Genomic DNA, 15,254 nt, shown 5'->3' on the forward strand with positions numbered 1-15,254 from the left:
GGCGTAAGTGCGATACACTTTGCAGATCGAACCTAAAAACCTTAAAAATTATGCGTCTGGTTTTATCGTCCTTTTTTGCACTTGGTCTGTTTAGCAGCCTGGCCTTTGCCGCCCCCGGGCAAACGCCGCAGCCTGACATTCGTGACAGCGGCTTCGTCTATTGCGTAAGCGGCCAGGTGGATACCTTCAACCCTCAAAAAGCGGGCAGCGGCCTGATTGTGGATACCCTGGCCGCGCAGCTTTACGATCGTCTGCTTGATGTTGACCCATACACCTACCGTCTGGTGCCTGAGCTTGCGGAAAGCTGGGAAGTGCTGGATAACGGCGCAACCTACCGTTTCCACCTGCGCGATGACGTCTCTTTTCAACGCACGCCGTGGTTTATCCCCACCCGCAAGCTGAACGCAGATGACGTGGTCTTCACCTTCCAGCGTATCTTTAACCGCAACCACCCGTGGCATAACGTTAACGGCAGCAACTTCCCCTATTTCGACAGCCTGCAGTTTGCCGACACCGTCAAGAGCGTGCGTAAGCTGGATAACCGGACGGTTGAATTTACGCTGATGCGCCCGGATGCATCCTTCCTCTGGCACCTGGCAACCCACTATGCGTCAGTCATGTCCGCTGAATACGCGGCGAACCTGACGAAAAAGGATCGTCAGGAGTTGCTGGATCGTCAGCCGGTCGGCACCGGTCCGTTCCAGCTGGCTGAATACCGTGCCGGGCAGTATATTCGCCTGCAGCGCCATGAGCATTTCTGGCGCGGCACTCCGCTGATGCCGCAGGTAGTGGTCGATCTCGGTTCAGGCGGAACGGGACGTCTGTCAAAATTGCTCACCGGGGAGTGCGACGTGCTCGCCTGGCCCGCGGCCAGCCAGCTCACCATCCTGCGCGACGATCCACGCCTGCGTCTGACGTTACGCCCCGGCATGAATATCGCTTATCTGGCCTTTAACACGGATAAGCCGCCATTGAATAACCCTGCCGTTCGCCACGCTCTGGCGCTGGCGATTAACAACCAGCGTTTGATGCAGTCGATCTACTACGGCACGGCGGAAACCGCCGCCTCAATTTTACCGCGCGCCTCGTGGGCCTATGACGGTGAGGCTAAAATTACGGAATACAATCCGGCAAAAGCGCGTGAACAACTGAAAGCGCTGGGGGCGGAAAACCTCACGCTGCAGCTTTGGGTGCCAACCAGTTCCCAGGCGTGGAACCCCAGCCCGCTCAAGACCGCCGAACTGCTGCAGGCGGATATGGCGCAGGTGGGCGTCAAAGTGATCATCGTACCGGTTGAGGGCCGTTTCCAGGAGGCGCGCCTGATGGACATGAATCATGATTTAACCCTGACCGGCTGGGCGACCGACAGTAACGATCCGGACAGCTTCTTCCGTCCGCTCCTGAGCTGTGCGGCGATAAATTCGCAGACCAACTACGCCCACTGGTGTAACCGGGAGTTTGACGCAGTGCTGCAAAAAGCGCTGGCTTCCCAACAGCTGGCCTCACGTATTGACGCCTATGATGAAGCACAGAAGATCCTTGCTCAGGAACTGCCGGTGCTGCCGCTGGCCTCTTCCCTTCGTCTTCAGGCCTATCGTTATGATATTAAAGGCCTGGTGCTGAGTCCGTTCGGCAACGCCTCGTTCGCCGGCGTGTCGCGTGAAAAAGAACAAGAGGTGAAAAAACCATGATTATTTTTACCTTACGCCGGCTCCTTTTGCTGCTGGTGACGCTCTTTTTCCTGAACTTTGTCGGCTTCAGCCTGAGCTATTTCACCCCTCACGCCCCGCTCCAGGGGTCGTCGCTGTGGGATGCCTGGCTCTTCTGGTTTAACGGGCTGCTGCACTGGGATTTCGGCGTGTCCAGCATTAACGGACAGCTGATTTCCGAGCAGCTGAAAGAGGTGTTTCCGGCCACGATGGAGCTGTGCATTCTGGCCTTCGGCTTCGCCCTGATGGTCGGGATCCCCGTGGGCATGCTGGCCGGGATCTATCGCAACAAATGGCAGGATAAGTTTATCAGCGCCCTCGCCCTGTTCGGCTTCTCCATTCCGGTATTCTGGCTGGCGCTGCTGCTGACGCTGTTCTTCTCGCTGACGATGGGCTGGCTGCCGGTTTCTGGTCGTTTTGACCTGCTCTATACGGTTAAAACGGTGACGGGTTTTGCCATCATTGACGCGTGGCTGTCCGATTCGGTATGGCGTCATGAGATGATCGTCAGCGCCGTGCGCCATATGGTATTGCCGGTGCTGACGCTGGCGGTTGCGCCAACAACCGAAGTGATCCGCCTGATGCGCCTGAGCACCATTGAGGTGTTTGACCAGAACTATGTCAAAGCCGCCGCCACGCGCGGGTTGTCTCGCCTGACCATACTGCGCCGCAACGTCCTGCACAACGCGCTGCCGCCGGTTATTCCGCGTCTGGGATTACAGTTTTCCACCATGCTGACGCTGGCCATGATCACCGAGATGGTCTTTAGCTGGCCTGGCCTGGGGCGATGGATGATTAACGCCATCCGCCAGCAGGACTACGCCGCTATTTCTGCTGGTGTGATGGTGATTGGTTCGCTGGTGATTATTGTTAACGTGTTGTCCGATATTCTGGGTGCCATGGCCAACCCATTGAAGCATAAGGAATGGTATGCCTTACGATAGCGTATACAGTGAAAAGCGCACGCCCGGCGTGCTGCGTACCGTGTGGCGTAAATTCTATGGTGACACCACGGCAATGATCGGCCTTTACGGCTGCGCCGGGCTGTTATTGCTGTGCGTCTTTGGCTCGTGGTTTGCGCCGTATGGCATTGATCAGCAGTTCCTTGGCTATCAGCTGCTGCCACCTTCCTGGTCCCGCTACGGCGAAGTCTCTTTCTTCCTGGGAACGGACGACCTCGGACGTGACGTGTTGAGCCGCCTGCTGAGCGGTGCAGCCCCGACGGTCGGCGGCGCATTTGTGGTGACGCTCGCGGCAACGATCTGTGGGCTGGCGCTCGGTATTTTTGCGGGTTCTACGCATGGCCTGCGTTCGGCGGTCCTTAACCACATTCTGGATACGCTGCTGTCGATTCCGTCCCTGCTGCTGGCAATCATTGTTGTTGCCTTTGCCGGTCCGCATTTGTCGCATGCCATGTTCGCCGTCTGGCTGGCTATTCTGCCCCGCATCGTGCGCTCGGTTTACAGCATGGTGCATGATGAGCTGGAAAAAGAGTATGTCGTCGCCGCGCGTCTGGACGGCGCGACGACATTCAACATTCTGTGGTTTGCCGTGCTACCTAACATCGCCTCCGGGCTGGTCACTGAGATCACCCGCGCGCTGTCTATGGCGATCCTGGACATCGCGGCGCTCGGCTTTCTCGATCTCGGTGCGCAGCTGCCGTCGCCCGAATGGGGGGCGATGCTCGGCGACGCGCTGGAGTTAATCTACGTGGCACCGTGGACGGTCATGCTGCCGGGTGCGGCTATTATGGTGAGCGTGCTGCTCATCAACCTGCTGGGCGACGGTATTCGCCGTGCAATTAATGCGGGGGTGCAATAATGCCGCTTCTTGATATTCGCAACCTCACCATCGAATTCAAAACCGGTGAAGGCTGGGTTAAAGCCGTCGATCGCATCAGCATCACCCTCGCGGAGGGTGAAATTCGCGGGCTGGTGGGGGAATCCGGCTCAGGAAAAAGTCTGATTGCCAAAGCTATTTGCGGCGTGGCGAAGGACAACTGGCGCGTGACCGCAGACCGTATGCGTTTTGATGATATCGACCTGCTGCGCCTCTCCCCCCGCGAGCGGCGTAAGCTGGTCGGGCATAACGTCTCGATGATTTTCCAGGAGCCGCAGTCCTGTCTCGACCCGTCCGAACGCGTGGGCAAACAGCTGATGCAGAACATTCCCGGCTGGACCTATAAAGGCCGCTGGTGGCAACGCGTTGGCTGGCGCAAGCGTCGCGCCATTGAGCTTCTGCACCGCGTCGGCATCAAAGATCACAAAGACGCAATGCGCAGCTTCCCGTATGAGCTTACCGACGGCGAATGTCAGAAAGTGATGATTGCCATCGCGCTGGCCAATCAGCCGCGTTTGCTGATTGCGGATGAGCCCACCAACGCGATGGAACCCACCACGCAGGCGCAAATTTTCCGCCTGCTGTCGCGCCTCAATCAGAATAACAACACCACCATTTTGCTGATCAGCCATGACCTGCAAATGCTCAGCAAATGGGCGGATAAGATTGACGTGATGTACTGCGGGCAAACGGTCGAAACCGCGCCGAGTGAAGATCTGATCGGCGCCCCGCATCATCCGTATACGCAGGCGCTTATCCGCGCCATTCCGGATTTTGGCAGCGCCATGCCGCATAAAAGCCGCCTGAATACCCTGCCGGGGGCGATTCCGCTGCTGGAATCCTTGCCGATAGGCTGTCGTCTGGGGCCGCGGTGCCCCTATGCTCAGCGTAAATGTATCGAGACGCCACGCCTGACCGGGGCCAAAAATCATCTTTACGCCTGTCATTTCCCGCTGAACATGGAGAGAGAGTGAAATGGTCGAAACCTTACTTGAAGTCCGCAACCTGAGTAAGACCTTTCGCTACCGCACGGGGCTGTTTCATCGTCAAACCGTCGACGCGGTAAAACCGCTGAGCTTTACGCTGCGTGAAAAACAGACTCTGGCGATCATCGGCGAGAACGGTTCCGGGAAATCCACCCTGGCGAAAATGCTCGCCGGCATGGTTGAACCGACGGCAGGCGAAGTGTTGATTGACGATCATCCTCTGACGTTCGGCGATTACTCTTTCCGCAGCCAGCGCATCCGCATGATCTTCCAGGATCCGTCTACCTCGCTTAACCCGCGCCAGCGCATTTCGCAGATCCTCGATTTTCCGCTGCGTCTGAACACTGACCTGGAGCCGGAGGCGCGCCGTAAGCGCGTCTTTGAAACCCTGCGTATGGTTGGGCTGTTACCGGATCACGAAAGCTACTACCCGCATATGCTGGCCCCCGGCCAGAAACAGCGTCTGGGTCTGGCGCGTGCGTTGATTTTACGGCCTAAAGTGATCATTGCTGATGAAGCGCTTGCCTCGCTGGATATGTCGATGCGCTCGCAGCTGATTAACCTGATGCTGGAATTGCAGGAAAAACAGGGGATTTCGTATATCTACGTCACCCAGCATCTGGGAATGATGAAGCACATCAGCGATCAGGTGATGGTCATGCACCAGGGCGAAGTAGTCGAGCGCGGCAGCACGGCGGATGTGATGGCCTCCCCGCTTCATGAGCTGACAAAACGACTGATAGCCGGTCATTTCGGTGAAGCATTGACCGCCGATGCGTGGAGAAAGGATCGCTAAGCGCGACGCTCAACACAAATTGCCCCACTACATTAAGGATTAAATAGCCCGCACACGCTATTTAATCCTTTAATTTTTCATCTCCATCCCTGCTCCATATTTTAATCAATATCAATCAACAGTTCTTCTCCAGAATACCAGGACATTACGGAGGAGAAGAAATGAACACCGCCACTTACGTTCTAAAATATACCGAGTACCTCATCAGAAAATGCCGTTCATTTTTAATGACGGATCTGCACTTTCATACTGTGAGGCTTAAGAAAACAACCGGGAAAACCCCTGACATTCAGTCACCCACGACGTTGAGTGAAAAAATATGCCATCGTCTTGTTTATGACCATAATAACCTCTACACGATGCTTGCCGATAAACTCGCCGTTCGGGCATACGTTTATTCCAGAACAACGCGCGTGAAAACGGTGCCATTAATTGGTGTTTATACCAGACCATCGCAAATTGATTTTTCTGTACTCCCTGACAAATTCGTCCTTAAGTGCAATCATGACAGTGGCAGTACAATAATATGTACAAACAAAGCGCAATTTAATGTCAGGGAAGCATGTAAAAAGCTGAGCCTCTCGTTAAAGAAAAATCTTTACTACACCACGCGTGAATGGCAGTACAAAAACATTACGCCGAGTATACTTTGCGAGCCGTTTGTCGATCTCTTCGACGATGCTGACAGAAACATAACGCCCGAAATGCTGAGGATCCATTGCTTTCACGGCGTTGCCCACTATGTAGAAGCGGATTTTACGGATGATAACGGCAAAGGGTTTATCAACGTTTATGACAGGCACTGGAACTTACAACCCTTCCAGATGGAATATCCAAATACATCAGTAGAACCAGGCGAACCGCTCTTGTTCCGTCAGGCACTGTTAGCCTCCCAGGAGCTGGCGCATGGAATTGACTACTGCCGCGTTGACCTGATGCTAAAAAAAGATGAAATCTTTTTCAGTGAAATAACCTTAAGCCCCAGACGCGGTAAACTGACGATTACCCCGCAGGAATGGGATGCTAGGTTAGGGAAAATATGGCATTTATCGCCGGCAGGCGCTTTTGACCTGCCGCTGAAACTCACGAGTCGGGCCAGGTGAGTTTAAATATCGAGTGATTTTGCGTCGATAAGGTATAGGTAACATCGCCACCATGAGCCAGCATGATGGCTTTTACCACCGACAAGCCTAAACCACAGCCTTCCGGATTCACATGTCTGGCGCCATTATCGCGCTGAAAGGGCTGAAACAGGAAATCATGAAACTCTCTGGGGATGCCCGGTCCCCCGTCCTGAATAAGGATATAATTGCCTTTATCAGAAACGCCATTTTTCACGATGAGCGTGCGCGAGGTTGAATAGTGTAAGGCATTATCAAATAAAACGGTCAGACACTGATTGATGCGTAAGGGATCGAATACGCATTGCTGCTCCCTCAGTTCTGTATTGACGGTAAATGCCTTACGGCTGAACTCGGGCATGAACGTATCAAGTGCATTCTGTATTGTCCCTTTTAGATCGGTTCTGAACTGGCATAATGTGTATCCTGCCCCGCCATCCGAACTGATAACACGGAGATCTTCAATCAGGCGGGTTAAACCTTCCGTCTGTTTGAGAAGATTATTAAACAGAACCGTGTCCGGGGTAAAAACACCGTCAACCAACCCCTGAAGCCGTCCGCGTAAGATCGTGACCGGGGTTCTCAGCTCATGCGCAATAGCGGCATTCCAGGATTTTCTCTGAATATCCAGCGTCTGTAATTTTTCCGCCATTTCATTGAAATCCGTCACGAGGTGATTAATCTCGCCCAGCCGCGAACTGGCGCAGAATGCCCGGGCGTCCAGATCGCCCTGGGAAATCTTTTTCAGGCTGGACGCTACCGCGTTTAGCGGGGTGAGTATTCGCGATGAAAGTTTGACCGTGAAAAAGAGTGCAATAATCAGACTGATGGTTGTCGCGGTACTAATCCATACCCAGTCCCACATCGTCATCTGCTCGTCATCGCCCGCAGCAGCGCCGCCCGGGAGGTGATCCAGAATAAAGGAGTAAAAAAACCAGGAGCCCAGTATGGCGATGGCAATTATCGTAAACGTCAGCAACAGCATATACGTTAAGATCTGACGACTCAGGACAGACTCTTTATTCATTTCTTTTCCCCAAGCCGGTAACCCATGCCCCTGATGCTCTCGGGAACGCCATAAAGACCGGCCAGCTCCAGTTTTTTTCGCAGCTTGCTCATATGGCTGTCGACGGTTCTGTCGAGCGTATCGCCTTCCGGCAGACACGCGTTGAGTAACTCTTCGCGGGAACAGACCTTGCGCGGATATCTCGCCAGCCAGGTGAGTAATTTAAATTCGGTCGTCGTTAATACCGGGGAGACAACCTCTGCGCCCACGGTGACCTCCACGTAGAAGTCATCCGGATAGATCGTAATAAAGGGCGTTCTGAGCGGCAGGGAACCCGCCTGCTGAAGCGCGGGTTTTGTCCTGCGCAGCACCGCCTCAACTCGCGCGACAACTTCAGCAGGGTTAAAGGGTTTGATTACGTAATCATCCGCGCCGAGCCTCAGCCCCATAAGCTTATCGACGTCCTGATCGAGAGCGGAAACCATAATGACGGGGACAGCACTTTCCTGACGAAGCGTGGTAAGCACGCTCCAGCCGTCACACACGGGCAGGTGAATGTCCAGCAAGATGAGATCCGGTTTATGCAGGCGATTGAGCGCTATAGCCTGCTCGCCCTGCATGGCTCTGAGCGTTTTCATTCCCGAACGCTCTAAGTAGCTCATCAGTATATCGGCGATTTCGTCTTCATCTTCAACAACAAGGATCAGCGTATTTTTGTTCATATTATCTCCGCGGGTGAAATCCCTTTAAGCACGCTATCAGATATCTTTAGCACAATAAGACACAGCCTCCGGGAAAAAGTGCCGCAGTCACGAAAATTTCCCGTTTGATTTACCTGCCCGGTTATTTCTCCATACAGCCTACACATTCCGTCAATAAAGACTCGACAATGTCAGTTCAAAATCGCTATTGAGGTATACCCCTTTTTGCATTACGCGTTGCAAATTACCACTGTTTCTTAAAGACTTTATGAAGCTGGCTGAAATAATGAACATGGAACTTTCTAAATATTTTTCCCCTAAAAAACTGGGCATATATTCCCTGTTTCTGCTGCTGACATGGGGATTACTTTATATATGGCTGGTGTTGGTACACAGAATGGATGAGAAAGTCGCCTCGACGCTGCTCTCTTCACCCATCATCTATGGCTGTATCGCATTGTCGGTTGTCTCTCTGATAATCCAGAATAAAGCTGGCGCACTAACTGAGCTACTCGTCGTCACCTTCTGGCTGATGGTGATTTTTGTTTATCTTATTATTACGTTCACCGTGCTGTTAAACGCGATGCCCGATATCGAGGATCTGATCTTTTACTACGAGTGTTATTTGATCATTTTTTTTGGCGGAGCCCCGCTGTATCTTATTATGAGAATGATTTGACTCGTTGCTCCACACAGCCTCCACAAACCGCCCATTTCCGCTAAACAGGCGCGCGGTAGACTCTCCCTCACACTATTTTGCACAAAAATAACTCACTAAAAAAGTCTGACAAAACTTATCCATGATGATGAACCGTAATAATCTTCGTTCTTCTGAACCTGCTGGAGTAATGCACTCGCTAAAAAAACTCGCGATACGGCACCGGAAAAAACTGGCCGTCACTTTTTTCCTGGTGGTCGCTGAAAACGTGACGTTTTTACTTTATCCCGTTCTGGCTGGCATCGCGATAAATGCCATCCTCGCCGGTGAAACGCTAAACGCCGCGCTGTATGGCCTGATGGTACTTTGTATGTGGTTCATCGGTGCGGCCAGACGGAGCGTAGACACCCGCACGTTTGCACGCATTTATGCCGGACTCGCTGTTTCCGTCGTTCTGGCACAGCGCAAATATCAGCTTAACCATTCGGCAATCGCCGCCAGGGTAACGCTCTCGCGCGAATATGTGGATTTCTTTGAAATGCACCTTCCCCTGCTTATTACATCGCTGAGTTCACTTTTTGGTGCCGCAATCATGTTGCTGTTTATTGAATTTTGGGCCGGCGTCATGTGCTTTGCGATTGTATTTATCCTGCTCGGATTTGTCTCAGGATATGCCCGTAAAAATGAATGGCTGTTCATGCGTCTGAATAATCGTCTGGAAAAAGAAGTGGATTATGTTCATAAGGCGGGAACGGCCACGCTTCACCGACATTACTCCACGCTTGCGCGTTTACGTATCGCATTATCTGACCGCGAGGCATGGGGCTATTTGTGGGTCGGCGTGCTTGTTGCCGCGCTTTTTACGCTGACCATCGTCTGGATGACACGCTCAACCGGCATCACCGCCGGACATATTTACTCCGTGATGACCTACATGTGGATGTTCGCGACGAGCCTCGATGACGCGCCGCAGCTTCTTGAGAAATTTTCGCAGCTCAGGGATATCGGCAAGCGCGTATCCACAGATGATGAAATTCACGTAACTGGACGTTAATTTAATGCCGCATTTTTTTATTGAACGCCCCGTTTTCGCCTGGGTAGTGGCGCTTTTTATCGTTCTGGCAGGGCTCCTGTCTATTCCTCGTTTGCCGGTTGCGCAGTATCCAGCGGTAGCACCGCCGGGAATCATTATTTCCGTCAGTTACCCGGGTGCCAGCCCCGATATCATGAATACGTCGGTGGTATCGTTAATCGAGCGCGAAATCTCTGGAGTCGATAATTTGCTCTATTTCGAATCCTCCAGTGACACAACCGGTTCGGCATCGATTACCGTCACGTTTAAACCGGGCACGGACATCAAGCTGGCGCAGATGGATCTGCAGAATCAGATTAAGATCGTCGAGCCTCGTCTGCCTCAGGCGGTAAGGCAAAACGGCATTAACGTCGAGGCCGCTAATTCTGGTTTTTTAATGATGGTGGGGCTGAAGTCCACGAAGGGTGAATTTGAGGAAGCAGATTTAAGCGACTATTTTGCCCGAAACGTCAGTGACGAGCTTCGTCGCGTGCCCGGCGTGGGGAAAGTTCAGCTGTTCGGTGGCGAAAAAGCGCTGCGCATCTGGTTAGATCCGATGAAGCTCCACGGCTACGGGCTTTCGGTGAGCGATGTTCTTACCGCTGTTGGCCAGCAAAATGCCCTTGTTTCGCCCGGTAAAACGGGAGATGAGCCAGCATCTGCAGGACAAGGGGTGACCTATCCCATCACCGTGAAGGGACAGCTCTCCTCGGTAGAGGCGTTCAGGAATATCATCCTGAAATCTGACGCATCCGGTGCCCGCCTGAAATTGTCCGACATTGCGCGGATTGAATCTGGCCTGCAAAGCTACGCCTTTGGTATTCGCGAGAATGGGGTTCCTGCGACGGCGGCGGCAATCCAGCTCTCTCCGGGCGCGAATGCAATGAGTACGGCTTCAGGCGTGCGTGCGCGCATCGACGAGCTTTCCCGGGTGTTACCCGACGGAATGACGTTTACGGTTCCCTTCGATACCGCGCCGTTTGTGAAACTTTCTATCGTGAAGGTTGTTCAGACATTTGTTGAGGCGATGGTCCTGGTCTTCCTGGTGATGCTGCTGTTTCTGCACAAGATACGCTGTACGCTTATCCCGGCGATAGTTGCTCCCGTCGCACTTCTTGGCACCTTCACGGTGATGTTACTGAGCGGCTACTCCATCAATATTCTGACGATGTTCGGTATGGTGCTGGCGATAGGGATTATCGTTGATGATGCCATCGTGGTCGTAGAAAACGTTGAACGACTGATGGAGGAAAAAAGCCTGTCCCCGCGTGACGCCACGCGGCAAGCCATGCAGGAAATCACCCCGGCGATTATAGGCATCACGCTGGTGCTAACCGCCGTCTTTATCCCCATGGGGTTTGCTGAAGGCTCCGTCGGGATTATCTACCGACAATTTTGTATTTCCATGGCGGTCTCCATACTGCTGTCCGCGTTTCTTGCCCTGACGCTGACGCCTGCCCTGTGCGCAACGCTACTCAAGCCGCATAAGGCAGGAAAGAGCGGAGGCGGAAGGTTCGCGGCCAGGTTTAACGCGCGCTTTCGTTCGCTCACCGCCTGTTACGAAGCCGGGCTGGGTGCCGTTCTGAAGCGAACCGGGCGTATGCTGCTCCTGTACGCTGCGCTTTGTGCTGCGCTGTTTCTGGGATTGTCTTCGTTACCGTCGTCCTTTCTGCCGGACGAAGATCAGGGCTATTTTATGTCCTCAATCCAGCTCCCTTCTGATGCCACGATGCAGCGTACCCTCAACGTGGTTAAAAAATTTGAAGAGGAAATTGCGACCCGACCGGATATTGAAAGCAACCTTATGATCCTGGGGTTTGGATTTTCAGGTTCAGGACCAAATTCGGCTATGGCCTTCACCACGCTGAAGGACTGGAAAAATCGGCAGGGCTCGACGGCCCAGAATGAAGCCGACCAGATACAGGCCAGCATGGCGAACGTCTCTGATGCCGTCACGATGAGCCTGCTCCCGCCAGCCATTTCGGATATGGGCACCTCCTCAGGCTTCACCTGGTACGTGCAGGACAGAGCGGGATTGGGCTACGAGGCGTTAAAACGCGCTGCCGACGCGCTGGTCCTGCAGGCCAACCAGCGCCCTGAACTGAGTGACGTATATATAGACGGGCTTCCGGAAGGGACAAGCCTTGCGCTCCAGGTTGACAGAGAAAAGGCGGAAGCGATGGGCGTCTCATTTGATGAAATCAACCAAACGCTCTCCGTCACCCTGGGCTCAAATTACGTCAATGACTATACGAACAACGGCCGCGTTCAGCAGGTGATAGTGCAGGCCGATGCGCCCTACCGAATGCAGCCTGAGCAGATACTGAAATTATCGGTGAAAAACCGGATGGGACAGATGGTGCCGGTATCGACGTTTGCCACGCTTTCCTGGAACGTTGCGCCGCAGCAGTTGACGCGTTATCAGGGATATTCGGCTATTCGCATTACCGGAAATGCGGCGTCGGGAGAATCCAGCGGTACCGCAATGAAGGTTATGGAGAGTTTGTCCAGAGATTTACCTCAGGGCATCGCGGGCGAGTGGGCAGGGAGTTCATTGCAGGAGAGAAAATCGGAATCTCAGCTTCCGGGCCTTATCGTCCTGTCGATACTGGTCGTGTTTATGGTACTCGCCGCGCTGTATGAGAGCTGGTCTATTCCTTTTGCGGTCATGCTGGTCGTTCCGCTGGGTCTTATCGGCGCGGTGATCGCGGTGTCCGTTGCCGGCATGACGAATGACGTTTTCTTCAAGGTCGGCCTGATTACGCTTATCGGCCTTTCGGCCAAGAACGCCATTCTGATTGTTGAATTTGCCAGGCAGCTCCATCGTGAAGGGCAACCCCTGCTGGCGGCAACCGTTCATGCCGCCAGCCAGCGCCTGCGCCCCATTCTGATGACGTCGTTAGCCTTCACCTTAGGGGTTGTTCCCTTGATGCTGGCCCGTGGGGCGAGCGACAGTACTCAGCATGCCATCGGTACCGGCGTATTTGGCGGCATGATTAGCGGTACGCTTCTCGCGATCTTCTTCGTACCGGTTTTCTTTATCGTCATTGCGCGTTTTGTCGACAACATCAGGAAAGCGTGAATACCCTGGCGGAATCGCGCACCCTCTCTGGTTGGATGAGGCGAAGCTGTTGCCGGGTGATATACTGGACGAATGCTGAAATTTTGAGCCCCCGCGAGTCCGCGGTGCATTCTTCGGGGCAGGCGTCTTCGGAGAAGTGCGAGAAATATCGTGACACAAGGGGCTGTGAGTGGGCTATAATTTCGAGCTAATTTCGAATGATTTTGAAATACTGCCTGTAACACTATGAATTACAAGGCAAAATTAGCAATGAATATAAGGATTAAAGCTATGGGTTTTCTTTCCGGTAAGCGCATTCTGGTGACTGGCGTTGCCAGCAAACTGTCCATCGCATACGGCATCGCACAGGCAATGCATCGCGAAGGCGCTGAGCTGGCGTTCACCTACCAGAACGACAAGCTGAAAGGCCGTGTTGAAGAGTTTGCCGCGCAGCTGGGTTCCAGCATTGTTCTGGAATGTGACGTTGCACAAGACGAAAGCATCGACGGCATGTTTGCTGAACTGGCAAAAGCATGGCCGAAATTCGACGGTTTCGTTCACTCCATTGGCTTCGCTCCTGGCGACCAGCTGGACGGTGACTACGTGAACGCGGTTACCCGTGATGGCTTCAAAATCGCTCACGACATCAGCTCCTACAGCTTCGTTGCGATGGCGAAATCCTGCCGCGCGATGCTGAACCCGGGCGCAGCCCTGCTGACCCTCTCCTACCTGGGCGCTGAGCGCGCTATCCCTAACTACAACGTTATGGGTCTGGCTAAAGCGTCTCTGGAAGCGAACGTACGCTACATGGCGAACGCAATGGGTCCTGAAGGCGTGCGCGTTAACGCCATCTCTGCAGGTCCTATCCGCACCCTGGCAGCTTCCGGTATTAAAGATTTCCGTAAAATGCTGGCACACTGCGAAGCGGTTACCCCGATTCGTCGTACCGTTACCATTGAAGATGTGGGTAACTCTGCAGCATTCCTGTGCTCTGACCTTTCTGCTGGTATCTCCGGCGAAGTGGTTCACGTTGACGGCGGCTTCAACATTGCTGCAATGAACGAGCTGGAAATTAAATAAGCTGTAACTCTCTTCCCGCACGGGAAGAGAGTTTTCTCCCCGCCCCATCCCTTCGTTATTCCGTTCTGCTATTTGTTATCACCTAACAATATTTTTCCCTTTATCTGCCTTACGCCAGGATATTGATCGCCATTTTGAGATCAAGGAACGCACATGGAACAACGCCGTTTTTCCGGCAAAGGCCACTGGTATCACGAAACCCAGTCAAACCACGCGCAGACAGATGTTCTGCCTCTGGTGCCCGAAGCCGCTAACGTCGACGATCGTTTTTTGCTCGATTTAGCCCTGCCTGATGAGATTGTCGCCGCCTGTTCTGGCTGGCTTACCCCTGCCAGAGCCTTATGCCACCAGCTGTTTCCGCTCTCGATTCCCGTGAACCGCCTGCATACGCTCAGCGCCTACGATCGACTCAGTACCGCGCTAACGGTCGCACAGGCCTGTGGCGTTCAGCGGCTCTGTAATCATTACGCCGCCCTCCTCGCCCCGCTTCCCGGCCCGGACTCCTCGCGCGAGAGTAACCGACGTCTGGCGCAAATTACGCAGTATGCCCGCCAGCTCGCCAGCTCCCCTGATGTCATTGATGATAAAGCACAGAACCAGCTTGATGAGGTTGGCCTGTCAATATATGACATTGTGGTGATTAACCAGATTATCGGGTTTATTGGTTTTCAGGCGCGCGTGGTCGCGGTTTTTCAGGCGCTGTTAGGACACCCCGTTCGCTGGTTGCCAGGCCATCATATTCAACCGCACACGCTGCCTGCGCGCCACGCCGCGTGGGTGCCGCTTTTGCCCGTTGTCGAGCTGCGCTATGCGAGTGCGCATCAGCTTGAGTCGCTGTCTCGCTGGCAGGCAGAACCCGCGCTGGAGGCGCTAACGCCGGTCCTTTGCCATGAGCCGTCGCTGCTCGACCTGACCGGAGAGATCCTGTTAAACAGCCGCGAAGAGACCCCACTGACGTCCCCCGAGCTTTCGGCTGCGGTCGAACTGCTGACACGCTCTCCGGACCGCTTCAGCGCCGCGCAGTTTACCCCGCTCACGGATCAAGGACTCCCCGGCGAACATGCCATCACCCTGCTTACCCGGAGTGCGTTTGATGGCTGGCTCAATCGTCTGAAAGTCGCGTTTGGTAAAGAGGAATAACCATACTAATTACCCAAAGACCGCTTGCTGAGACAGTGAGAATCGCGTAAAACTGTCAGCCGCTCAATGGCTACGAAAATAGAAC

The 15,254-nt window shown here is 53.7% G+C and carries 13 protein-coding genes; 11 read left to right on the forward strand and 2 right to left on the reverse strand.

Going from position 1 to position 15,254, the window contains the following annotated elements:
* The first annotated feature begins 50 nt into the window (after positions 1-50).
* The 6 genes from sapA to KGP24_RS12990 all read left to right on the forward strand — a co-directional run bounded on the left by sapA (position 51) and on the right by KGP24_RS12990 (position 6,433).
* Positions 51-1,691 (forward strand): ABC transporter substrate-binding protein SapA, encoded by a 1,641-nt coding sequence (gene sapA, locus KGP24_RS12965; protein ID WP_223560716.1) that lies wholly within the window; start codon positions 51-53, stop codon positions 1,689-1,691.
* Positions 1,688-2,653 carry a putrescine export ABC transporter permease SapB gene (sapB, locus tag KGP24_RS12970; protein ID WP_223560717.1) on the forward strand — a complete coding sequence of 322 codons (966 nt, stop codon included), beginning with the start codon at positions 1,688-1,690 and terminating at the stop codon, positions 2,651-2,653. The genes sapA and sapB overlap by 4 nt, the downstream gene beginning before the upstream one ends.
* Positions 2,640-3,530, forward strand: a complete 891-nt coding sequence (sapC, locus tag KGP24_RS12975; RefSeq protein ID WP_223560718.1) for a putrescine export ABC transporter permease SapC — start codon at positions 2,640-2,642, stop codon at positions 3,528-3,530. The genes sapB and sapC overlap by 14 nt, the downstream gene beginning before the upstream one ends.
* Positions 3,530-4,522, forward strand: coding sequence for a putrescine export ABC transporter ATP-binding protein SapD (gene sapD / locus KGP24_RS12980; protein ID WP_033145732.1), 993 nt, complete (start codon positions 3,530-3,532; stop codon positions 4,520-4,522). Before sapC ends, sapD begins: the two co-directional genes overlap by 1 nt.
* A gap of 1 nt (position 4,523) precedes the next feature.
* Positions 4,524-5,330: a putrescine export ABC transporter ATP-binding protein SapF gene (gene sapF, locus KGP24_RS12985; RefSeq protein ID WP_023312051.1), complete on the forward strand. Its 807-nt coding sequence runs from the start codon at positions 4,524-4,526 to the stop codon at positions 5,328-5,330.
* Between the two features lie 161 nt (positions 5,331-5,491).
* Entirely contained in the window at positions 5,492-6,433 is a 942-nt protein-coding gene (locus tag KGP24_RS12990) for an ATP-grasp fold amidoligase family protein (protein WP_223560719.1), read from the forward strand.
* Here the strand turns inward: KGP24_RS12990 and KGP24_RS12995 are convergent.
* Both KGP24_RS12995 and KGP24_RS13000 read right to left on the reverse strand, forming a co-directional pair.
* Positions 6,414-7,478, reverse strand: coding sequence for an ATP-binding protein (locus KGP24_RS12995; RefSeq protein ID WP_223560720.1), 1,065 nt, complete (start codon positions 7,476-7,478; stop codon positions 6,414-6,416). The genes KGP24_RS12990 and KGP24_RS12995 overlap by 20 nt on opposite strands.
* Positions 7,475-8,179 (reverse strand): response regulator, encoded by a 705-nt coding sequence (locus tag KGP24_RS13000; RefSeq protein ID WP_223560721.1) that lies wholly within the window; start codon positions 8,177-8,179, stop codon positions 7,475-7,477. The genes KGP24_RS12995 and KGP24_RS13000 overlap by 4 nt, the downstream gene beginning before the upstream one ends.
* Positions 8,180-8,444: 265 nt before the next feature.
* On the opposite strand from KGP24_RS13000, the gene KGP24_RS13005 reads away from it, so the two are divergent.
* From KGP24_RS13005 to KGP24_RS13025, 5 genes are all read left to right on the forward strand, one after another.
* Positions 8,445-8,837, forward strand: coding sequence for a transporter (locus KGP24_RS13005; RefSeq protein WP_223560722.1), 393 nt, complete (start codon positions 8,445-8,447; stop codon positions 8,835-8,837).
* Positions 8,838-8,961: 124 nt separating this feature from the next.
* Positions 8,962-9,870 carry an ABC transporter six-transmembrane domain-containing protein gene (locus KGP24_RS13010; protein ID WP_198885629.1) on the forward strand — a complete coding sequence of 303 codons (909 nt, stop codon included), beginning with the start codon at positions 8,962-8,964 and terminating at the stop codon, positions 9,868-9,870.
* A 4-nt stretch (positions 9,871-9,874) separates the two neighbouring features.
* Positions 9,875-12,970 (forward strand): multidrug efflux RND transporter permease subunit, encoded by a 3,096-nt coding sequence (locus KGP24_RS13015; protein ID WP_223560723.1) that lies wholly within the window; start codon positions 9,875-9,877, stop codon positions 12,968-12,970.
* A 270-nt stretch (positions 12,971-13,240) separates the two neighbouring features.
* Positions 13,241-14,029 carry an enoyl-ACP reductase FabI gene (gene fabI / locus KGP24_RS13020; protein WP_003856831.1) on the forward strand — a complete coding sequence of 263 codons (789 nt, stop codon included), beginning with the start codon at positions 13,241-13,243 and terminating at the stop codon, positions 14,027-14,029.
* A 153-nt stretch (positions 14,030-14,182) separates the two neighbouring features.
* The gene (locus tag KGP24_RS13025; protein WP_223560724.1) at positions 14,183-15,169 is read left to right on the forward strand and encodes a CMD domain-containing protein; all 987 of its coding nucleotides are present in this window, start codon (positions 14,183-14,185) and stop codon (positions 15,167-15,169) included.
* Positions 15,170-15,254: the final 85 nt, after the last annotated feature.

It is taken from the genome of Enterobacter sp. JBIWA008, assembly GCF_019968765.1.
GTDB lineage: Bacteria > Pseudomonadota > Gammaproteobacteria > Enterobacterales > Enterobacteriaceae > Enterobacter.